The following is a 21998-nucleotide window of genomic DNA, read 5'->3' as shown; positions in this document are numbered from 1 at the left end:
GCGAATGGTTGTGGGTGTGGATTTGGTGGTAACAAAAAAGCGACCGAAGTCGCTTGGGTTTAGCTAATACTTATTTAATCAATCCCATTGCCCGCATTAGACTTTCTTCTGTCATTTGCTGGGCATAACGTTCAACATTCGCAAAAACTTTATATTCTTGTGGGCTGAGTGCTGGCACTTCACGCAATGGCTTTTGGTGTGTTTCAACCACTGCAAATACTGCATTATGCGGCACTTGTGCCATAGGCTGAGCTTGTAAAATAATCATTGTTTTTCTCCGCTTCATAAAGGGAACTTGTCGGATCCTAACGTTGAATAAGAAAATTGTCAATTTACAAGCAAAAGCCCCGATAATTCGGGGCTAGAGTATAAGATAAAGGGTTATTTATTTTTTAAATACGCTACAGCAAGTGTACCAATTGTGACTGTTCCAAGTGTTCCAGCTAACCAATCGTGACCTTCTAAACCTAAGTAAATAGCACCAAGTATTCCTACTAATGCAATGATAAGAGAGAAAACTAAACCGATTATACGTTCAATAAAAGTATAAAAATTGATTTTTCTGTTTTCATTGCGTCTTGTTTTTGCTTCTTCTTGGGTTTCATTTACTACAAAATCCACTAAATCAGGACGAAATTGATGTAATCGTTCAAGTTGCTCAACAGGTAATAGCGGACTATCAGAATTTGTACTTGCTATGGCTATTTCATTCCCACGACTATCTCTCGCTTGCGCTTTAACGTGTTTGGCTGCCATATTGTCTATATACCTTTTGTGTATTGCGATTTAGCGTTTGCATAACATTATTGACATCCGATTGTAAATTTTCTCTATCTAACTGAAAACCATTTCTGATAGGTTGATACGATCTAGGTTCAGCAATTGCAGAAAAAAGAGAGCAAAAACCATTAGTGATATTTTTTAAATGTTCCATTTGGTCTTCCTTATTTTGTCAATGGGTTATATCCTAAAATATAACCTTTTCTATGTCAAATAAGATCAAAAGAGATCACTTTAAGCATTCAAGGTCACTTATCCCAATATCGACTGCGAGCTTTTGCTTGGGCGTTGCGTTGTTGCTTTTCAAGTTCCCGTGCAACAAGGCGAACAATCTCTTCAGCACTCTGTCCTGCGGTTGCATTGACGGTGATATTGACCGACTGATTAACAGGCGGTGGGGTTTGTCGTTGGATTTGCGTTGGGGCAATCAGCGGACGGTTATCCACTTTTACCGCAGGCATAGGCTGTGCCAGTGCCACCGTAGAAGCTAACGCAGCCATACCTGCAACACCGCCGTAATTTAAGCGGTTGAGATTAGCCACACCAATTCGGCTTGTGGCTTCTTTGGTCATAACATATTCGCCACCGTGTACAATGCCTTTCGGCTCGTACTTGCCACCGTTGCCTGTGTAGCCACCTTGAGCAAAACCTTGATTAGCTGCCATTTGTGCCGTTTTTTCTATTTGGTTGACGTGTTCAGGTGGAACAATTTTACTTGCCACTTTACCCACACCATCACTGACACTATTAATACGAGTTTCAAGCCCTAAAAATTCCATTGCCTTATTAAAAGCGTTGGTGATAGATGAGGTAATGCCATTCCATAATCCCATCACGGTATTTTTCAGGCTTTCAAATTTATTGCCAATGGATTTAGTCACTGTATCAACAACGACATTCCAGTTGTTTACGGCAAAAATAATTCCGTTAATTGCGTTCACAAACCAGCTATCTGCAAACTTCGTTTTGAGCCAATCCCACGCTGTGCCAATGGCGTTTTTGACTTTTTCCCAGTTGAAATAGAGTAAGGCAAGAATGCCAATAATTGCAGTAATGGCTAGCCCGATTGGGTTAGAGGCGAAGGCAACACTTAACATTTTTATTCCCTTTTGTAGGACCGAAAACACTATGCTTGCTTTTGAACCCCATTGTACAAAACCAAAGGCAATTCGGGAAACAGGATATAACAGAAAGCTTAAAGCGGTACTAAGTATTCCAACGATAATGAGTACACTACCAATATAAGCACTCCATTGAACAAAAGTGGCAATGATACCTTTATTTTCTTTAGCAAATTCAGCAACCCATTTGACCACCGTAAAGACTTTTTCACCAAATGCCCATAGCCCTTGAGCAACTTCCATAATCACGGAACCAAATGCTTCTGCCCATTTTTGTAATTCACCATTTTGTTGCATTTTGTCTAAGGTATCTAAAACCCCTTGGATTTTGCCTTTAATCCAATCAAATGCGCCTGTATCCATCACTTGCATTTGAAAGTTTGTCCATACATCTCCTAATTTGGACCAAATACCCAATAGCGTTTTGGATTGTTTTTCTGCGGCTCCTTTATATTTTTCGTTCCAAATAGCTTGTAACGTACTTTCAATTTGTTTACGGTTGTTTTTATCTACTTTTGCTACTCGTTGTTTCCCATCTTTGTCCGTATAACTATATTCAATAAAATTCGTCCCCTTAATGGCAGAACCTTTAATACCAAATTCTTTTAAACGTTCATTTTCACCTGTTACTGCGTCAGCAATAGCTTCCACCGCTTGCATTACTGGTTTACCCATTGCAGCAGAGGTATCTGATAAGGTGTGCATTAAACCGTTAGTTGGATCTAAACCGTAGGCTTTTAATCGTACAAAGGCTTCCATTGCATCATCTAAATTTGCTGGCGTATCTACGGCAAACTGTTTTACCCATTCAAAACTTTGATTGGCTTTTTCACTTGAACCCTCCACCGTTTCAAGTACCGTTTTATATTGTTCAAATTTACCTGCTGTTTGTGCCATACTTGCTACACCTTTTCCCATACCAACAACGGGAGCAGCTAAAGCAGCACCTGTAATCATTGAGCGAGATCCTAAATTGTGTAGGCGTTCACTACCACTTTTCAATGCTTCAATATTTGCACGGTATTTTTCATTGCGAACTTTTACGGCATTAAGTTTTTCCAACTTGCTTTTTTGCTTGTCAATTTCGTTATTTGCACTTTGCATACTTCTGCGTAGTATGCTTTGCTTATTTGCTATTTCAGAGGCTTTAAAGCCATTTTTAACAAATTCAGCTCTAGCTTCTCTCAATTTAGTTACTGTTTTAGCTTGCTCACTTTTTAATTGAACCACATTTTGCTTTGCTTTCTCTAATTTTTTAGCAAATTCCGCAGTTGGCTGGTTCATTCCCTTCATTGCACTTTCCATTCGACGAACTTCGGCATAGGCTTTTGCAAGCTGAGATGTGTTTTCACTCAATTTAGACTTGAGTGGGTTAAGCGTTGAAGCATATTTTTTAATCTGTGCCTCATTGCTGTTATACTCTTTTTGTAAAGATTTTAGCTTGCTTTGATGTTCACTTAATGTCTTTGCTGTTTTTTGTACACTTTGTGTAGCATTACGAAATGGTGCAGTAAGTTTATCAATCGCAGATAAAACCACTTGAATTTTTAAATCTTTGCTCATATAGTGTCCTTATCAAGAGTAGGGGGTAATATGTTAGTTTCACTTATCGATTTTTTAGGTTGGCTAATATTGATTAGTGTTATATATGTATTCATTGCGGAAATATGTGAATTTTTTAAAGTGCTAATCAAAACTATCTATGACCTTTTTTAAAGCCTAAAGCGGTCATACTCGACCGTTTTTTTGCAAATAGCTAACCATCAGCCAACGCCTTAATCACAAAATTTTCAATCATTTCAATATCTTCATCGGTAAAGCCTAACAACTCACGCTGATCGTATTTCACCTTCCAATTTGCACTTCTCACCACTCGACCTTTTAACCCGTATTGGTGAATTTGTGCAATATGTGCGTCACTGCCACTGTAACCCAACTCGATATTATCCCCAGCGGTTCTTAACTTCATAAATCGGGACGACTTCAATTTTAAGAACATCGCATTTTGTTTAATCTTTCCCTTGCGTTTTTTACGTTGTACTTTGCGTGGAGTGTACGCCGTGCCGTCAGGATTTTGCTGTGCGGTAATGCGTCTGCGTTGGCTACGAGCCAATTCACGCCCGATTTGTTGATATAGCAAGCGTCGCCGTGGTTTGCTGATATTTTTGAGCAACGCATTAAACGCTGATTTAACCTTGATAATGTCGTCTGTCGCCATTATTCCACCGCTCCCATTTGCTCATACACCTTTTCCCCTTTCACAAAAATTGTCAGACGTTCCATTGCTTGCCATTCGGTCGGTTGTGGCTCTTCGGCGTGGTGAACTTGGTAATGATCGCCTTCTTGTTTGACAATAACACGTTCGGTCAGCGGTATTTTGATGTAAATGTCGTGGGTGGCGTTGTTGTTTGGGTCAATTTCAAAGGTGATGCTGTCCTGTTTGTTCGGATTGGTCATCAGCTCCGGTTGTTGCAAGCGGACAAATTCCATCACAGGCACAAACAGCAAATCGGGGTGTTCTGGGAAATCTTCCACCACAATTTCTAAGTCATAATGATATTGGTAACTGAGCGATGTCGCCCCTGTCGTCCAAATTTTGCCGTTGGCATAGTAAATCTGTAACTGTTCGGGATTTTTCGCAAAATAAGGAATGGTTTTGGTGAGCAGGTCACGCAGTTTGTCAGGTTTAATCATTTGCGATAGCCTTTTTGTTTGTATTCGTAAATTTGTTGGCACTCAATGCAACGGGTGCAACCTTGCACGTTTTGGCGACGAACTTCGGGGATTGGTTCATCACAATCTTCGCAATGGGTCAGGCTGTAAGCGGTCGGTTTGTTGCGAAGTTTTGCAAGGGCGAACTCTCTTTCTTTTTCGGCAAGCTCATTGGCTCGGTCAATTTGGTCTTTCATCGCTTTTTCTCGTTGAGTTAAATAGCGATATTGTGAGCAACTGGCAAAGGTGGGGCGAATGGTTGTGGGTGTGGATTTGGTGGTAACAAAAAGCCCCGATGGGTCGGGGCGATGATTATTTCTGATTACCTAGCTGAATAAAATCATCAATCCGTTTTCGAATAGCTTTCATTCTTTGTTGAATATATTTCTCTTCTTTGGTTCCAAATAAAGTGTCGTGATCTACCATAAAACGAACCGATACAGCTGTTTCTTCTGGGTTATCTTCATATTCAAAAGTAAGGACAACAAGTGGATCGTTTTCAGTATAACTTAGGCGAGCGTGGTATAAACCGATATAATAGGGCGAAGCACCATAAGATAAGCTACTATCTTTTGCCCGACCAAATAGGCGATCTTGGTTTTCAATGTAAATTTCAACAAATTGCTGTTGTTGCCATAAGGCGATTAATTCTGCCAAATTTGCCGAATGGGTTTCAATATCCTGTTCACTAAAACCTAAAGCAAGGCTAATTTCAGTAAACAGGCGATGGATTTCAACAAATTTAATATGTTTGCGTTCTAACATTTTGATTTGATTGTTTTAATTGTTGTTGTAGTACCAACATAGCATTTTTTTGAATTTCTTCTTTGGTTTTACCGACAATTCGTGTGCCACCAACTTGTTTTGTGCGTTCAACAATTTCACGAATATAAGGTGCATTTTTATTCATATTGTCCCTCCATTACATAGAAAACGTACAATATATTCTGCATTGTCGGCTTTTTATTTTCAGCTGTCAACAAAAAGCCCCGACTATTCGGGGCAATCATTACTCTTGAATGCGCTTATTGTAACTTTCCACACACGCTTCCCAGCCTTGAATTTCCACCTGACAAAGCTCAATGGTCGTTAAACTTTGGTCGAGGGATTTTGCAAGATCAGCGTTGGTCTTTATCTCGAACTTGGGGCTGTGGCACTGTTTTATTTGGGGGCAAAGTAGCGGAATTGGCTTTACTGTTCGATACTGTACCGCTTCTTTGGTTGAGCAACCGACTAACGTCAGTAGGCACAGGCTGATAGCTCCAAGATGAATTGTTTTCCAGTTCAAGTAAAATTTCATTGGTGCGTTTCTCCGCTTGGGTGAGCTTAGTTAAAACTTGTTGATGTAATTTATCCACCTGCTTTTGATACTGCAGAATATGTTGGTTTGCCTGTTCTAGCTGGTTGGCTAGGCTTTGGTTATCCGCTCGCACTAAAGCAATTTCTTCTTGTTTGGATTGGTTGTCCGCCTGCAGTGTTTTGCGTTCATAACAGAGAAAGGCATTAATGCAGACACCAATCAGCAAGGCGATAATCATCGCTTTGCCAAAACTTTTCTCAATCATACCGCTTATAATGCTAAACATAATGCTTTTTCCTTTTCACGTCGGATTTCTAAGCCACGCAGTTTTTTGCCATTGGCATAAACCCAACGACTAAACTGTTCACACATTGCAGGGCTGTAACCTTGATTGGCGAGTTTGAACAAGGTCGAATGTCGCATTGTTCCACAACCTGCATTGAAGGTAATAGATGTCAAAGCATCAAACGCCCCTTGTGGCATTTTTTTGCCGTTGGCGTAGCGGTTTACGCACCGTTCCGCTTCGGCTAAATCTTTTGCCCAGCGGTCAGCAATTTCTTTGTCGCTGTAAATTTTGCGTTCAATCTTACCGCTTGTGGCTTCGGTCGAGCCAATGCCGACGGTGAGTATATTCGCAGGGCAAACATAAGGATCTCGTCTGCACCCCTCAACGTTGCCGATAATGTCTAAGCCTTTTTGACTGGTGCGGATTTCAGGGTGATTAAGCTGTACTAAGCCGATAATTGCACCGATACCGCAGACCATCGCTCCGCCGAATTTAAGATTTTTGTTCATCGTCTAAAATGTCCTTTAAGTTGATTTTGTAACGTTCAAGGGCTTTTTCTTTCAGTTTGATTTCTCGGTCTTTGTAGTACCAATTCATCAATAGGGTAAACAAGCCGAATAAAATCCCCATAATCACGCCCCAATCGGGAAGGTTTAGGCTGGTTAAAACGGTCACGAATGCCCCCAATAGTGACGTGTTGTCATTTCTATCCATTTTGATTAATCCCATAGGCTCACCGTTTGCTTGGTAATCGTGGTTGTGGTGGTGATGTCTGGCATTTCGACCCGTTGCCCCATTTCCAAAATTGCCACATTTGCCAGTTGCGGATTGTATTCCAATGCAATTTCCACCAAGCCAGCCGTTCTGCTGTAATGCCTGAAAATCAGTTGGTCGAGTGTGTCGTGTTGGGTTGCGGTTAAAATCATTAGATAAGCTCCGATGTCCAACGTTTACGTTTGAGCATATCTCGAATAGCAAATCATGCATCACGGCGTAGGTCATCTACGGAATTTTCAAACTGCTCCGCTTTTTCTGCACCTTCTTTGGTGCTGTCAAAACTGCGGTAGCGTTCATAGAGATTTGCCATTGCAAAACAGAATACGGCTCGCTTGTAACGAGTAATCATCAGGTTTTCGCCGTTGATATGATCTGACGGTATGTCGTCAAAGGTGGCGTATTCCATTTGTAACGTGTGTAATTCCGCATTGACGGTTGCCATTGCTTCAATCACGGCAAACGTTAGGCGTTCATCTGTAACTGTGCCATCGGCTCGCATTGCGTGGCGAACGTCGACAAGCTCTATATCTGGGAAAAAGCCGTTATTGCTAATGGTAATTTGCGTGGGTGAAGATACCTGATTTTTATCCACGACCACTTTAGGTATATTGATGACGTGGCTCATTTGCAATCTATCTCCATAATCTGACCGCTTGCCAATAAAAAAACGGGGTGGGGGCTAATCAAGGCAATCAAGATCGCTTTTTCGCCCGCCCCGTCGGCTGCGTGGTTTGCTCGGTTTAGTCGGTGTCGGCTTGGTTTAACTGCTTCCGCAATTTTTTAATACTGCCTTGCACACCGATATTTAAATTCAGTTCTAATGCCCGTTCTAAGTAGCTGAGTGCCTTTTCAGGCTGTGTCGTTTCAAGTAGTAAGCCGATTTCACGATAGAGCCTTGCTCGACTTTCGTCTGGCATATCTTTCTCTTTGGTGAGTTCGTCCACTCGTAACAAGTAGCTTACTTCAAACGGCTTTTGCACCTTCAGGGCTTTTTTCGCTGCGTCAGCAAACTCTTCAGCCAGCATTGAACAAAGCGAACGACTAAAGCCGTCAGGCAATGTCAGGTCTTGATGAATAGCGTAATCGGCAATTTGTAAAGTAAGGTGATACTCGCCACAATCCACCGACCATACTTGCCACGTCATCAGCACATTGTCCTGTTTGCCATTGCCAGCACTCAATGCCCCTTCAATCCACGGCAAATAGTGGTGAAGAATGCTTTTTTTATAACTGGCTCGCTGTTCCATTGAGGCAATGGCTTTCAGGTCTTTTTTATGACGTGCCAGTAAGTAGAGCATTTTTTCGTATTCGTCGAGGTTTTCTAGCAACACTTGCTCATTAGAGTGAGCAAGTGCGGCGGAAGCCTTACGAAGATGAATTTGCGCAGGGGAAAGTCGTTCCATTACTTACCTATTTCACATCTTCCAGTACGATATTTTCAATCAATGCTGCACATTCGTAATCTTCGATTTTGTAATCGATATTTTGTGAAAGGTAATCTTCAATGCGATCACGTTTCGGATTGTTTTGGATAAAGCGACGTGTTGTACCTTCTTGCATATAGATTGAAAGGTTATCTAAGCGAGTAATTAACATCGCATTTTTCGGGAAGAATGGCACACGAATAGCTTTTAAGCCACCAATCTGTTTTTGCGATACGATCACTTGGCTTGCCAGTTGGTCTGTCGGTTTTAAGTCTTGGTTAATCATAGTGAAGTATTTATCGTGCAACACTTCACGACCGCAGATAACCACTAAATCCGTGTCTTCGGCGTAAACTTCGTGAATAAGATTATTGACGGCATCGGTCACTAGCGCGTCAAGGTTTTCATAACCTTTACCAGCATTCTCACCTGTGCCTTGGCCTTTACCGACTTTGATTTTATTCTCGGTATCTGCACCGCTCATTACTTTTGTGTCGCCCGTATCTTCACGGAGCTGTTGCAACCAACCTTTTTTCACATCTTGTAATAAGGTGTTTGAACTTGGATTTGATGTTGCTGCACGGCTTGTACCATTCCAACCCATCATAATTAAGTTAAGTGCAATGGTTTTTTGCGTTTGGCTGGCAACTTTTTCTTGGAAGTCAGGGTGTTTTGCCCATTCGTCTAAACGAGCCCAACGAATATGACTATCGAAATTGACTTGTTCACAATTGTAGGTACGTTTATCCAAATTGAGTAAATCTTTGGTTTGACGATCTTGTGCGTTGGTGTCGGTGGTGCTTGCAATAGTTTGTGCCACACCTAAACCGATCATTTCGCCTTTCATATTGGTCACGGTTGGCGTGTTAATCCATTGTAGGAATTGCGAATTTTGAAGTACCTTCTCTTTTAATTTTTGCTCAGGTGCTGCCTGTACGGAAAAACCTTCTTTGACATCATCGGCTGTTACACCGTTAAGATGTGCAATACGGGCAACATAGGCGTTATACAGTTGTTTGGTTTCATTCTTCATAAATGTTGGCTCTCTAGGTACGTTAAAGGTTAATTAGCAATCGGTTTCAATGACTGCAGGACCACCCGTAATTTCAGGGCGTGGCGTGTAGCCGTGTTCTGGCTCACTGCCGATAACATCAACACGGCTTTGTAAAGCGGTGAGATCGGAGGATAATTTTGCAACTTTCTGCTCGTGTTCGACCGCTTGTGTTTGCAATGTTGCATATTTTTCCGATAACTCGGCTAAATGATTGGATAACAATTCCACAGCTTGAGTTTGGTCGTGAAAGCGTTCATCGTCTTTTTTGCTTTTGCCGGTGAGTAAGGTTTTAACCTTATCAAACAGTGACGGCTCGACTTTCTTTTCATTGACTTCTTCAAATTCAAGTACAGTTTCGACTGCTGCAGTAAATAGATTTTCAGGCTTAATTTTGCGTGCGTTAAATGGGTTTTGGCTTGCACCTGCTGCAAACTTCAACATTTCTGTACCTAAACTTGCAGGATTGTCCGTTACCGCTAAACCAACCAAATAGGCTTCGCCCGTATCAGCAAAATTTGGATCTACTTCAATAGATGTATAAACTTTTTGCCCTTTTTTATTGAGTTCAATCAATTCAGGAGTAGGAGCAATCTCAGCAAGTAATTGTAATTTGCCATCTTCACGTTCTTCAGCTTTCACCGCAAGCACGTCGCCATAACATTGTGAATGTGGTTCATCTTTCCAGTACAGACGAAAATGAAGATGTTCCAAATTTACTCTCGCCCCGTAGGTGTTTTTGGGGTCGTAGTTCTTCGCCATCTGCTCAATCCAAGTACGATTAATAACTCGTCCATCTGTGGTTGCTCCTTCCGTTGCGACCACAAACCATTTTGATTTTGTTCCCATAAAATTACCCTTTGCGATTAATGTTCAAAATTGCCGATATGGTGATTGGATTTTCAAACAGGTGCAAAGCGTTGCGGTTGTTAAGCAGGATTTAACAAAAGGGACTGTTCTACAAACGCCGTCCGTTTCATAACAATAGCCATATTTTCAACGATGACGCAAAACAATGACGGATATTGCAACAAACCAAGCAGAAAAGACCGCTTTAATTAATATGAATACCCACCGTGAAGCACAATTAAAGTATTGGGCTGGCTATTCACTCACGGAAATTGCCAAAATGCTTAACATTCCTGTGTCCACTATCGCCAGCTGGAAAAAACGGGAAAAATGGGACGAAGCTACAATTTTTGAACGGGTGAGCGGTAGCCTTGAAACCCGTTATGTGTTGCTGTTACAAAAGGACGTAAAAACAGGATCCGACCTAAAAGAGTTGGATTTTTTAATGCGTCAAATGAAAGATGCCGCACGCATTCAGAAATATAACAACGGCGGTAATGAAGCCGATCTCAATCCCAAAATTCAAAATCGTAATCGTAATCGGGGTGAACGTAAACCTGCTGAGAAAAATCCGATTAGCCCTGAGCAAGAAGAGCTGTTGATTAATGGCTTTATGCAAGGAATGTTCCAATATCAGCGGAATTGGTATCAAGCAGGTGAAAAGCACCGTATTCGTAACATTCTCAAAAGTCGTCAGATTGGTGCGACTTATTATTTCGCTCACGAAGCCTTTATTGATGCGTTAAAAACAGGGCGAAATCAGATTTTCTTGTCGGCAAGTAAGAAGCAGGCGTTAATGTTCCGCTCTTACATTACCCAGTATGCACGCAAAACCGCCGATGTGGAGCTGAAAGGCGAAACGATTTTATTACCGAATGGGGCTGAGTTGATTTTCTTAGGTACCAATTCGGCAACGGCTCAGTCTTATCACGGCAATTTGTACTTTGATGAAATCTTTTGGGTGGCGAAATTTGACGAAATGCGTAAAGTCGCTTCCGCAATGGCTTCACAGAAACAGTATCGTCAAACCTACTTTTCAACCCCAACGACTATTGCCCATTCTGCCTATGACTTTTGGTCGGGCAAAGCCTTCAACCGTGATCGCCCTGAAAGTGAACGGGTGGAAATTGATATTTCTCACGCTAATTTGCGTGCAGGTAAATTGTGTGCCGACCGTCAATGGCGACAGATTGTGAACATCTATGATGCCGAATTAGGCGGTTGTAACTTGTTCAATATTGACGATTTGAAGTTTGAGAACTCAACGGCAGAATTTGAGCAATTATTTATGTGCCAGTTCGCCGATGATAATTCCAGCGTGTTTAAATTTGATGAGTTGCAATATTGTCAGGTGGACTCGTACGAAGAATGGAAAGACTTCAAGCCATTTTATCAACGCCCTTTTGGTAATCGGGAAGTTTGGATCGGTTATGACCCAGCATTTACGGGCGACCGTGCCGCCTTGGCAATTATTGCACCACCAAGAGTAGAAGGCGGTGATTACCGTGTGTTGCATACGGAAACCTTTCACGGCTTAGATTTTGAGAAACAAGCCGACAAAATTCGCCATTACACCCAATCTTACAATGTGACGAAAATCACCATTGACCGTACAGGTATGGGCGATGGCGTTTACCAAAATGTGAAAAAATTCTTTCCCCGTGCCGTCGGGATTACTTACAACGTGGATTTAAAAAATGAGATGGTGCTAAAAACGCTCAATCTTATCCAGAAAAAACGGTTGAAATTTGACGGCAAAGAGATCGCTACAAGTTTTATGACGATTAAGAAACAGACCACCCGAAGCGGTCGGCAGATGACTTATGTGTCTGACCGTTCTGCCGAAGCCAGTCACGGCGATATTGCGTGGGCGATTATGAGCTGTTTAGTGAATGAACCTTACGGCAATGCACAGGCTTCTAAGCGGACCATTATTCCTTTTAATAACTAGGTGATTTATGAAAATTGAACAATTTACTTTTGGCGATCCAACGCCAGTATTAGACAATGCCGATATTCTGAATTATTTCGAATCGGTGTTGATGTATGAGAAATATTACAATCCGCCTGTCGATTTTTCAGGATTGGCACGGGCAGTAAAATCGTCTGCACATCATCAGAGTGCGTTAGCAGTGAAGAAAAATATTCTGATGAGCACCTGTCAAACATCGCCGTTGTTGCCACGTTATGAGTTGGAAAAAGTGGTGCAGGACTATCTGATTTTCGGTAATGCTTACCTTGAAAAACGAATGGGCAAGGAAAAGCAAATTTTAGGGCTAAACGCACCGCTTGCGAAATATGTCCGCCGTGGTCGAGAGCAAGGTAAGTTCTTTTTGCTGGCTAATGGCTATCAGGAGTACGAATTTCCAAGCGATAGCGTTTTCCATTTGAAACAGCCTGATGTCAATCAAGAAATCTACGGCTTGCCTGATTATTTGGCTTCACTTCAATCTGCTTTTCTCAATGAATCTGCCACGCTCTTTCGCCGTAAGTATTATTTAAATGGGGCGCACGCAGGAAGCATTATTTATATGACCGACCCGATGGCAAGTGAAACAGACGTTGATGATTTAAAAGAGCAACTCCAACAAGCTAAGGGCAAGGGCAATTTTAAAAACCTGTTTTTATATGCCCCTGACGGCAAAGAGAATGGGATTAAAGTGATTCCGCTGTCAGATGTGGTCGCAAAAGATGAGTTTCTAAACATTAAAAACACCAGCAGAGATGATATTCTTGCAGCCCATCGAGTGCCACCTCAACTGATGGGTATTATCCCGAATAATACAGGCGGCTTTGGGGACATTGAAAAAGCTGGCAAAGTGTTCTTCATTAATGAGATCTTACCACTGCAACAACGACTTGCCGAGATTAACCAATGGCTAGGCAAAGAAGTGATTACCTTCAAGCCTTACATACTTCTCAAACAATAACCTACCGCCCCGAATTGTCGGGGCTTTTTATTGCCTACAACCACACCTGCCTATCATTTACGCCTGAAATATCAAGCCTTCGTTTGCCTGATGATAAATAATTCCGCCCCACGTTATTATACTAAACCGATCTGCTAACCAAAGTGAAAAAATAAAAAATCGCCCATTTTTTCACCCTTTTCCCACCCCAAAAATCGCAGTCAAACCCTCGCCACGCCCGCACACTAAATGTGTCGATTTTTACGCAAGTGCAAAATCTCGATCTTCCCAAGCCACACAAAAGGCGAACTAGATCTTTAATTCAGATCTTTTTTACTCATTTTTATACAAATTTTCGCAATTTTGCAGTATATTTATGATCGGGCTTGATTATGGTAGTAAGGTTGGAGTATTAACACTATAATTGATACTTATCCTGTTGATAAGTAAAGGCAATGAACAGATCCAACATATCGGTACACGCCTCCATATCTAAATTTATAATTACTTATAACGTATTGACTTTTAAGCAATAAATTATTTCGCTAAATGTATGGCGTATGCATCTATATCCTAGATAAAAGATCACCCTAGAGGAGTGACAATGCTCATTAATCTACAACTTGAACAAATTCTTGATGAAAAACTCAACAGTAAAGCCATTGCAGATTATGCTCCAAATGGCTTACAGGTCGAAGGTCGTCGTGAAATTCGCAAAATTATCACAGGTGTCACCGCTAGTTTACCCTTAATTGAACAGGCTATTGCGAAAAGAGCCGATGCAATCCTTGTTCATCACGGCTATTTTTGGAAAAGCGAAAACCCTTGTATTCGTGGTATGAAAGGAAAGCGGATCAAACAACTGCTAGTCAACGACATCAATCTGTTTGGCTATCATCTTCCCCTTGATATGCACACGGAATTAGGCAACAACGCTCAACTTGCAAAACATATTGGGGTAAAAAACTTACAAGGTTTGGAAGATAAAGCTCTCTCTATTCCCGTCTATGGTGAATTAGATGAAGCGATTTCAGCACAAGAGTTAGCGAACAGACTAGAAAAAGCTCTTAAGCGTAAACCGATTTTATGTGACGAATTTATTGCAGATTTTCCACAAAAATTAATTAAGACTGTTGCTATCTGTACCGGCGGTGGACAAGGTTATATTGATTTAGCCGCAAATAAACAGATCGATGCCTTTATTAGCGGTGAGATTTCAGAGCAAACGACCCATTCGGCACGAGAACAAGGCATTTACTATTTTGCTTGCGGACACCACGCAACCGAAAGAGATGGCGTGAAAGCCTTAGGTGAATGGCTGGCAAAAGAGTATGGATTAGAGGTCGAATTTATTGATATTGATAATCCCGCCTGATAAGCCCCATAAAGTTACTTTCTCTTGAAACCCAAAAGCACTTTTGATAGGGGCCTGAACAAATAAAGTTGTTTTCATTGGGGGCATAGCAACTATTTTGTCTATTATGCCTATATATTTGGCCCTTTATGTTATCTGTCTTCCCCTCAACAAATTCCGTATCCACGTTCGATTTGTACTTAACCCTTGCAAAATATCTTGGCTAAGGGGAAGCGGTTCACCGCAAATTTGGCTGGCTAACAACTCGCCCAATAAAAAGGCGGTGGTTAAACCTCGTGAGCCAAGCCCTGCCACTAAATAGAGATTTGGATAGCAGTTGGCAGTTTCAATCGGCTCTCGACGGCGAAGTTGATTATACAAGTTGGCATATTGTGTTTTTTGTGCTTCAAAATCTGGCACAGCCCCCACCATCGGCACACGATCTCGAAATGCCGCTCGAATGCCGACTTTGGCAAGATTTCCTGAAAAATCAATCTGTTGCGTCCATTCACAAGCGGTCAAATTCTGCTGAAGTTTTGCAATATTTTGCTCGTGTTCAACTAAACTGAACTGCTCATCGGCATTATCTCTTAAATGGCTTGCCCCGATACAATGGGTTTGTTGAGCTGAGATCGGCGTTAAATAGCCATCATAACAAACCACGCATTTTAACTTCGACAAGGCTTCTGTCGTTGGGATTTGGCTGACCTGCCCGCGCACAGGATAAAGGGGAATGCCTTGACTTTGAGTAAAGTCAGTTAATAAATGCCCGTTTGCCAACACTAAGGTTTGATGGGCGAAGGTTCGCCCTTGATGTTGCCATTGCCATTTTCCTGCAAACCACTCAGGGTTTTCCACCTGATGGTTTAACACCACTTTCAAACCTCGTTGTTGCAATAAGGTAAAAGCATTTTGTACAAACTGCACAGGTGAAAGCCAACCGCCCTGAGCAATAAAAGCACCACCATTTTGTACCGTTAAGCCTATTTTTTCACTCAAATCTTGAGCTGAACAGAGTTGATAAAGTTCACTATCCCAACCTTGCTCCGCCATTTTTTGTAGTTTGTGTGCGGTTTTATCGTTATAAGCATATAACGCCACCCCTGAAAAATTGTGTTCAAATATGACCACTTGAGCCAACTGCTTAAAACGTTGCAACGCATAATCAAAGCTATGCACATAAAAACGCACATTTCGCTCATCATCGTCGCTTAACTGTGGGTAAATCGCCCCCTGTAAATTGCCAGACGCATTTTTTGCTAACTGTTCATCTTTACAATAAAGTGTGACCTGTTTGCCCCGTTCTAGCAAAGACAAGGCAACAGCAAGGCTTGCAATACCGCCACCGACAATCGCCACATCATCGCTCTCTGTTTGGTTAGATTGATAAAAATAAGGAAAGCGAATGTGGTTTTCCGTTTGATTGTCAGGCTTCTCGCCCCACAGCATTTCTCGTTTTTTTCCGAAGCCTTTGTGTTTTTTCACTTCAAAACCGACCGCTTGCAAACCACGGCGGACATTGCTTGATGCGGTAAAAGTCGCAAAAGATCCGCCCGCTTGTGTTAAGCGAAACATTTGCTGATACAGGGTTTCGTTCCACATTTCAGGATTTTTGTCTGGCGAAAAACCATCTAAAAACCAGCAATCAATCAGATTGTTATAATAGTCTCCCAGTTGTGGCAAATTCTCTAATAGGTCACCAAACCAAATATCAAGGTAAATCTGTTCAAAATGGTAACGCTGACAACCGCTCTGTCTAGGCTGCCAACAAGCGGTTAATTGTGCCGAAAAGTTTGCAAATTGCGGATAATGTTGGTGAATTTGCTGTAATTGTTCGGTTTTTATCGGAAATTTTTCAAAAGAGATAAAATAGAGCCGTTTAAGTGGTGAAGTCGGATATTCCGCTAAAAATGCCTTAAACTTTTCTGCCACTGCAAAAAAATTCAGTCCTGTTCCAAAGCCCGTTTCAGCAATCACAAAGAAAGATCGGGGGTGTCGTTGCCATTTTTCCCACAGTTGATTACCCTCTTGAAAGACATAGTGGCTCTCCGCCAGCCCATCTTGCGTAGAAAAATAAATATCATCAAACTGTGCTGAAACAGGGGTATTTGATTGATTAAAATTTAAAGAAGCAAAGGTAATTTTTGACATAGCTTATCCCATAAATAAAAATGGTGAGCCAGTCACCCAACTCACCATTTCATAAAATGCAACATTAGAAAATGTTGATTGCAAACATCACGATTATGCCCAATGCACCAACGACTGTTAATAATGCATAGCCTAGTGTACCCATTTTTATACTCCTGTAGAAATAAATAACTTAGACATTCTAAGGTGATTTTTGAAAAAAGCAATAAATATACTATTGTTCCTATATTTCTTAAGAGATTTTCATAAATGGTCCTCCCCTTTTTTTCTTCTAAGAGCTAGAGAATTATTTCTATGTTTAGAAAGCATAAATATTCAAAAAATATTTGTCATTATTACTTAAACAACGTATTATAGCCATCTAGACGGAAAAACTTCTAAAACAAATTTCTTACAAGCGGTAAGCATTGTCGTATTTTTTTGCAATATCTTACTGCTTGTTGAATTTCTTAGGGTGCGTTAATGCACCAAATAACAATCATGGTGCGTTAGTTGCGTACCCTACAAGGAATAATTATGGCTATCAATCTATTTACATCAGAATCGGTATCTGAAGGTCACCCAGATAAAATCGCAGACCAAATTTCAGATGCAGTATTAGATGAAATCCTCAAACAAGACCCGAAAGCACGTGTAGCGTGTGAAACCTATGTAAAAACAGGTATGGCTCTCGTGGGCGGTGAAATCACCACTTCTGCTTGGGTGGATATTGAAAACTTAACTCGCCAAGTGATTTGCGACATCGGTTATACCCATTCAGATATGGGCTTTGATGCACACTCTTGTGCGGTATTAAATGCTATCGGTAAACAATCGCCAGACATCAATCAAGGTGTAGATCGTGCTAACCCGTTAGAGCAAGGTGCAGGCGACCAAGGGATTATGTTCGGTTATGCGACAAATGAAACGGAAGTGTTAATGCCAGCTCCAGTCACTTACGCTCACCGCTTAATGGAACAACAAGCGAAAGTGCGTAAGTCAGGCAAATTAGATTGGTTACGCCCAGATGCGAAAAGCCAATTAACCTTTATTTACGAAGATAACAAAATTAAAGGCATTGATACTGTGGTGCTTTCAACCCAACACGCAGAACACGTTGATCAGAAAACCGTGTTTGAAGGTGTGATGGAAGAGATCATCAAGCCAATATTGCCAAGCGAATGGTTAAGCCAAAACACCAAATACTTTATCAACCCGACAGGTCGTTTCGTGATCGGCGGTCCAATGGGCGACTGTGGTTTAACGGGTCGTAAAATTATCGTTGATACCTACGGCGGTGCAGCTCGTCACGGTGGCGGGGCTTTCTCGGGTAAAGATCCGTCAAAAGTGGATAGATCAGCTGCTTACGCTGCACGTTATGTTGCGAAAAATATTGTCGCAGCAGGTTTAGCAGATCGTTGTGAAATTCAGCTTTCTTATGCTATTGGTATTGCAGAGCCGACATCAATTATGGTGGAAACCTTCGGTACTGGTAAAGTGAGTAATGAAGTGTTAGTGCGTTTAGTGCGTGAACATTTCGATTTACGTCCATACGGCTTAATCAAAATGTTAGATTTAATCCGTCCGATTTATCGTGAAACTGCCGCTTACGGACACTTCGGTCGTGAGCATTTCCCTTGGGAAAAAACGGATAAAGCAGAAGCATTGAAGAGTGCACTAAAATAATGAAAATATTGAAGTAGATTATACTGGGATTAGTCTACTTCAATCACTTTTTAAGCATTTGGTATGCGGCATAGTAGACAAAAGTGTTGGTAAAAAGTGGGCTAAAGCCTTATAGCACAAGGCTTTAGCCCGCTTTTTGAAATATGAACAAAAAACTGTCCTTTTTGCCTTAAGAACAATATCCAAAAATATCACTGTTCCATTAGAACTATTCAACGTTATATTGAAAAATCCCCCAAAGCTAAATTAATTCCTTTACAACAAACCTATCTCAATATTATTGCAGACGTGACCTTCTTTGGTCGTGAATTTGGTGTATCAGTTTTAATAGATACCTTATCTAAATCACCGCTTTCATTAGATTTCCGCCTATTATTTCTAACTTTTATTGATAAAAGTTGAAAAATTCCTGTTATTTTATCTTTACATTGTTTTTTTTTACAATGGGAGGGTTCATTTGTGCATCCTGAAAATGTAAATAAAGGTTTATGATGCTTATTAGGAAAAGCGGTAGAGAAGATTATTATGAATAAAATATTTAGAGTTATTTGGAGTCATGCTCAACAGGCTTGGGTGGTTGTATCTGAGTTAGTAAAGTCTCATACCAAAACATCCACTCACACGGATAAAAGAGCTCAAGTATGCACCTCAGATTATTTTTTAGATAAACAGCAAGATAAATTTAAATTAAGTCTTTTAAGTCTAGTATTACTAGGTATATTTTTTAGTCCAGTAGGTTCAGCTGCATGGTATCAAGATGGTTCTCGACCCGGAAGGAGTGAATCAGCTGACGATGGTACTATTGGTATTGGTCAAGGGAGTAATGTTGGGCCTGGTTCTATTGCCATCGGTCGGTACGCAAAAGCTGAAGGTAGGACTAGTATTGCGATAGGTTATCAAGCTGAAGCAGTCCTTTACGAACCCAAGGCCGTAGTCGTTGGGGCAACTGCACAAGCATTCGGTTATTCTGCGGCTTATGGTTATGGAGCACAAGCACGAGCAATAGGCTCTGTTGCAGTCGGTGAAAATGCTATTGCAAATCAAAATAGAGGCACTGCATTGGGTAACAATTCATCTGTTAACGTTATCGGTGGTGTTGCATTGGGTTATTACTCTAAAGCAGACACGGCAGGGGGTATTGAAGGAGCAAAACAAACTTTTTCTGTGACAGAGGGAGCAAGCACTGTTGAGAATGGATTTAAATCCACAGAAAGTGCTAATAATAATCGGATTGGTGCGGTTTCTGTTGGTATCAATACTTTTAGAAAGGATGGTAGTAGCATAATCAAACGCCAAATCGTCAACGTTGCGGCAGGTAAAGAATTAACCGATGCAGTAAACGTGGCACAGCTTCAATCGCTCACCATGCAAATAGGAGGCGATAACGGCAGCAGTGGCAAGGTAGGCATTTGGAGTGGTATGCTCACTGTAAAAGGAGAAAATGGTATTACTTCCCATGCTCAGGGCAGTACGATTACGGTTAAATTAGAGCAAGAACTCAAAGATAAAATTGATAAGATTGCCGCTATGGGTAAGTTAATTGAAAGTACGAAAAATGAACAAAATGGCGATCTAACAATTACCTATACAGATGGTTCGAGTGACACTATCAAGAAAGGTGAAAAAGGAGATCGTGGTGAAACTGGCCCTGCGGGTCCAGCGGGACCACGAGGCCCTGCGGGTGAGCGAGGCCCTGCAGGTGAAACTGGTCCAGCGGGAGAGCCAGGCAAGCAGGGTCCTAAGGGGGAACAAGGTGCACCTGGTCCAACGGGTCCTAGGGGTGAGCGAGGAGAAGCTGGCCCTGCAGGCCCAGCGGGAGAGCGAGGCCAGCAGGGTCCTAGGGGAGATAAAGGTGAAACTGGTCCTGCGGGTCCGGCAGGTCCAGCGGGAGAGCCAGGCAAGCAGGGTCCTAGGGGAGATAAAGGTGAAACTGGCCCTGCGGGTCCAGCAGGTCCAATTGGACCACAAGGTGTACCTGGTCCTAAGGGGGATAAAGGCGAACAAGGTCTAAGAGGTGAAACTGGCCCTGTGGGTCCGGCGGGGCCTAGGGGAGAGAAAGGTGAAACTGGTCCTGTGGGTCCAAAAGGAGAGGCAGGAGCAAAAGGCGAAACTGGTCCTGCTGGAGCAAGAGGACCACAAGGTGAAAAAGGAGCTCAAGGTCCGATGGGTCCTGCAGGCCCAGCGGGTGCTCAGGGCATACAAGGTCCAAAAGGTGATAGAGGCGAACAAGGGCTTCCAGGGGTAGCAGGTCCTAAGGGCGATAGAGGCGAAGCTGGTCCAGTGGGTCCAGTAGGACCACGAGGCCCTGCGGGTGAGCGAGGAGAAACTGGCCCTGCGGGCCCAGCAGGACCACGAGGACCTGCGGGTCCAACGGGGCCTGCTGGTCCAAAAGGTGATGCAGGTCCTAGAGGCGAAGCTGGTTCAACAGGTCCGATGGGTCCAGTGGGTCCGAAAGGTGAAAAAGGAGATCAAGGTCTGGTGGGTCCGGCAGGCCCACAAGGTGCAACAGGACCAACAGGCCCAGCGGGAGAGCGAGGCGAGCAGGGTCCTAGGGGGGAACAAGGTGCAACTGGCCCTGCGGGTCCAGCAGGGGCTAAGGGTGAACCGGGTCCTAGAGGTGAACAAGGGCTTCCAGGGGTAGCAGGTCCTAAGGGCGATAGAGGCGAAGCTGGTCCAGTGGGTCCAACGGGACCACAAGGATCGCAAGGAATAGCGGGTGCTCAGGGACCTAAGGGGGATAAAGGCGAACCAGGACAAGCGGGTCCAGCAGGCGAAACTGGCCCTGCGGGTCCAGCGGGACCTAAGGGTGAACAGGGTCCTAAAGGTGAACAAGGGCTTCCAGGGGTAGCAGGTCCTAAGGGCGATAGAGGCGAAGCAGGCCCTGCGGGTCCAACGGGGCCTAGGGGTGAACCGGGTCCAATGGGACCACAAGGACCGCAAGGAATACCGGGTATTCAGGGACAGAAGGGTGAGCGAGGAGAAACAGGCTCTGCAGGTGCAGCTGGACCTGCGGGCCCAGCAGGGGCTAAGGGTGACCGAGGAGAAACTGGCCCTGCGGGCCCAGCAGGGGCTAAGGGTGAACCGGGTCAAAAAGGAGATACAGGTCCAGTGGGTCCAACGGGGCCTAGGGGTGAACCGGGTCCAACGGGACCACAAGGACCGCAAGGAATACCGGGTACTCCGGGACAGAAGGGGGATAAAGGCGATCCAGGACAAGCGGGTCCAGCAGGACCACGAGGCCCTGCAGGTGCAGCTGGACCTGCGGGCCCAGCAGGGCCTAGGGGTGACCGAGGAGAAACTGGCCCTGCGGGTGCAGCTGGTCCTGCGGGTCCAGCAGGGCCTAGGGGTGAACCGGGTCCTAAAGGTGAACAAGGTATTCAAGGACCTACGGGTCCAGCAGGACCACAAGGACCGCAGGGAACAGCAGGTATTCAGGGACCTAAGGGTGAGCGAGGAAATGTGAGTGTCAGCGGTTTACCGATGGAGTATACAACGGAAGACGGCAAATCAATTATCAATATGGGCGGTAATTTCTATTTGGAAGAACCTGCTAAAGATGGTTCGATTAAGTTAATTCCAGTGGTGAATGTTAAAGGTAAATTCTCAACCAAAACGCAAA

At 43.0% G+C, this 21998-nt stretch carries 23 protein-coding genes and 1 pseudogene; 5 read left to right on the top strand and 19 right to left on the bottom strand.

Features of this window, described 5'->3' with window-relative positions; all coding sequences use genetic code 11:
• Positions 1 to 70: 70 nt before the first annotated feature.
• From B0183_RS07815 to B0183_RS07740, 18 genes and pseudogenes are all read right to left on the bottom strand, one after another.
• Positions 71 to 268 carry a hypothetical protein gene (locus tag B0183_RS07815; RefSeq protein ID WP_021118249.1) on the bottom strand — a complete coding sequence of 66 codons (198 nt, stop codon included), beginning with the start codon at positions 266 to 268 and terminating at the stop codon, positions 71 to 73.
• Between the two features lie 113 nt (positions 269 to 381).
• On the bottom strand, positions 382 to 756 hold the full coding sequence (locus B0183_RS07810; protein WP_021110841.1) for a hypothetical protein: 375 nt from the start codon (positions 754 to 756) through the stop codon (positions 382 to 384).
• Positions 737 to 934 (bottom strand): hypothetical protein, encoded by a 198-nt coding sequence (locus tag B0183_RS07805; RefSeq protein WP_021113101.1) that lies wholly within the window; start codon positions 932 to 934, stop codon positions 737 to 739. Before B0183_RS07805 ends, B0183_RS07810 begins: the two co-directional genes overlap by 20 nt.
• Before the next feature lie 94 nt (positions 935 to 1028).
• Complete coding sequence (locus B0183_RS07800; RefSeq protein WP_078208613.1) at positions 1029 to 3464, bottom strand: tape measure protein; 2436 nt, start codon at positions 3462 to 3464, stop codon at positions 1029 to 1031.
• A 193-nt stretch (positions 3465 to 3657) separates the two neighbouring features.
• Complete coding sequence (locus B0183_RS07795; protein WP_078208612.1) at positions 3658 to 4119, bottom strand: phage virion morphogenesis protein; 462 nt, start codon at positions 4117 to 4119, stop codon at positions 3658 to 3660.
• Positions 4119 to 4595, bottom strand: a complete 477-nt coding sequence (locus tag B0183_RS07790) for a phage tail protein (RefSeq protein WP_078208611.1) — start codon at positions 4593 to 4595, stop codon at positions 4119 to 4121. The genes B0183_RS07795 and B0183_RS07790 overlap by 1 nt, the downstream gene beginning before the upstream one ends.
• The gene (locus B0183_RS07785) at positions 4592 to 4810 is read right to left on the bottom strand and encodes a TraR/DksA family transcriptional regulator (RefSeq protein WP_075630890.1); all 219 of its coding nucleotides are present in this window, start codon (positions 4808 to 4810) and stop codon (positions 4592 to 4594) included. Before B0183_RS07785 ends, B0183_RS07790 begins: the two co-directional genes overlap by 4 nt.
• A gap of 115 nt (positions 4811 to 4925) precedes the next feature.
• Positions 4926 to 5378, bottom strand: a complete 453-nt coding sequence (locus B0183_RS07780; protein ID WP_021110837.1) for a hypothetical protein — start codon at positions 5376 to 5378, stop codon at positions 4926 to 4928.
• Positions 5356 to 5523 (bottom strand): hypothetical protein, encoded by a 168-nt coding sequence (locus B0183_RS12340; protein WP_021110836.1) that lies wholly within the window; start codon positions 5521 to 5523, stop codon positions 5356 to 5358. Before B0183_RS12340 ends, B0183_RS07780 begins: the two co-directional genes overlap by 23 nt.
• Before the next feature lie 99 nt (positions 5524 to 5622).
• A pseudogene (lysC, locus tag B0183_RS13120) lies at positions 5623 to 5829 on the bottom strand (Rz1-like lysis system protein LysC); the annotation flags it as partial.
• On the bottom strand, positions 5732 to 6199 hold the full coding sequence (locus B0183_RS07775) for a hypothetical protein (protein ID WP_078208610.1): 468 nt from the start codon (positions 6197 to 6199) through the stop codon (positions 5732 to 5734). The pseudogene lysC and the gene B0183_RS07775, both read right to left, overlap by 98 nt.
• Positions 6184 to 6708: a lysozyme gene (locus B0183_RS07770; protein WP_035522662.1), complete on the bottom strand. Its 525-nt coding sequence runs from the start codon at positions 6706 to 6708 to the stop codon at positions 6184 to 6186. The genes B0183_RS07775 and B0183_RS07770 overlap by 16 nt, the downstream gene beginning before the upstream one ends.
• Complete coding sequence (locus tag B0183_RS07765; RefSeq protein ID WP_052323615.1) at positions 6692 to 6928, bottom strand: phage holin; 237 nt, start codon at positions 6926 to 6928, stop codon at positions 6692 to 6694. The genes B0183_RS07770 and B0183_RS07765 overlap by 17 nt, the downstream gene beginning before the upstream one ends.
• A complete protein-coding gene (locus B0183_RS07760; protein ID WP_021115823.1) occupies positions 6919 to 7125 on the bottom strand; it encodes a tail protein X in 207 nt (68 codons plus the stop codon). Before B0183_RS07760 ends, B0183_RS07765 begins: the two co-directional genes overlap by 10 nt.
• 53 nt (positions 7126 to 7178) lie before the next feature.
• Positions 7179 to 7601, bottom strand: a complete 423-nt coding sequence (locus B0183_RS07755) for a head completion/stabilization protein (protein ID WP_078208609.1) — start codon at positions 7599 to 7601, stop codon at positions 7179 to 7181.
• Positions 7602 to 7716: 115 nt separating this feature from the next.
• Complete coding sequence (locus B0183_RS07750) at positions 7717 to 8379, bottom strand: phage terminase small subunit (RefSeq protein WP_078208608.1); 663 nt, start codon at positions 8377 to 8379, stop codon at positions 7717 to 7719.
• 7 nt (positions 8380 to 8386) lie between these two features.
• Positions 8387 to 9433, bottom strand: coding sequence for a phage major capsid protein, P2 family (locus B0183_RS07745; protein WP_078208607.1), 1047 nt, complete (start codon positions 9431 to 9433; stop codon positions 8387 to 8389).
• 33 nt (positions 9434 to 9466) lie between these two features.
• Entirely contained in the window at positions 9467 to 10300 is an 834-nt protein-coding gene (locus B0183_RS07740; protein ID WP_078208606.1) for a GPO family capsid scaffolding protein, read from the bottom strand.
• A 166-nt stretch (positions 10301 to 10466) separates the two neighbouring features.
• Between B0183_RS07740 and B0183_RS07735 the strand changes: the two genes are divergently transcribed.
• The 3 genes from B0183_RS07735 (at position 10467) to B0183_RS07725 (ending at position 14584) form a co-directional block, all read left to right on the top strand.
• Positions 10467 to 12251 (top strand): terminase large subunit domain-containing protein, encoded by a 1785-nt coding sequence (locus tag B0183_RS07735; RefSeq protein ID WP_078208605.1) that lies wholly within the window; start codon positions 10467 to 10469, stop codon positions 12249 to 12251.
• Positions 12252 to 12258: 7 nt separating this feature from the next.
• On the top strand, positions 12259 to 13230 hold the full coding sequence (locus B0183_RS07730; protein WP_078208604.1) for a phage portal protein: 972 nt from the start codon (positions 12259 to 12261) through the stop codon (positions 13228 to 13230).
• 583 nt (positions 13231 to 13813) lie between these two features.
• The gene (locus B0183_RS07725) at positions 13814 to 14584 is read left to right on the top strand and encodes a Nif3-like dinuclear metal center hexameric protein (protein ID WP_021113589.1); all 771 of its coding nucleotides are present in this window, start codon (positions 13814 to 13816) and stop codon (positions 14582 to 14584) included.
• Positions 14585 to 14710: 126 nt separating this feature from the next.
• Here the strand turns inward: B0183_RS07725 and mnmC are convergent, their stop codons facing one another.
• Entirely contained in the window at positions 14711 to 16714 is a 2004-nt protein-coding gene (gene mnmC, locus B0183_RS07720) for a bifunctional tRNA (5-methylaminomethyl-2-thiouridine)(34)-methyltransferase MnmD/FAD-dependent 5-carboxymethylaminomethyl-2-thiouridine(34) oxidoreductase MnmC (RefSeq protein ID WP_078208603.1), read from the bottom strand.
• Between the two features lie 516 nt (positions 16715 to 17230).
• Between mnmC and metK the strand changes: the two genes are divergently transcribed.
• Positions 17231 to 18379, top strand: coding sequence for a methionine adenosyltransferase (metK, locus tag B0183_RS07715; RefSeq protein ID WP_078208602.1), 1149 nt, complete (start codon positions 17231 to 17233; stop codon positions 18377 to 18379).
• 525 nt (positions 18380 to 18904) lie between these two features.
• The coding region (locus tag B0183_RS12940) for an ESPR-type extended signal peptide-containing protein (protein ID WP_207552019.1) at positions 18905 to 21998 on the top strand (3094 nt) is incomplete at its 3' end.

The sequence above is a fragment of the Glaesserella parasuis genome, assembly GCF_002015085.1.
GTDB classification, from domain to species: domain Bacteria; phylum Pseudomonadota; class Gammaproteobacteria; order Enterobacterales; family Pasteurellaceae; genus Glaesserella; species Glaesserella parasuis.
Note: the sequence above shows the minus strand (reverse complement) of the source record. Positions and strands in the feature narration are given on the sequence as shown.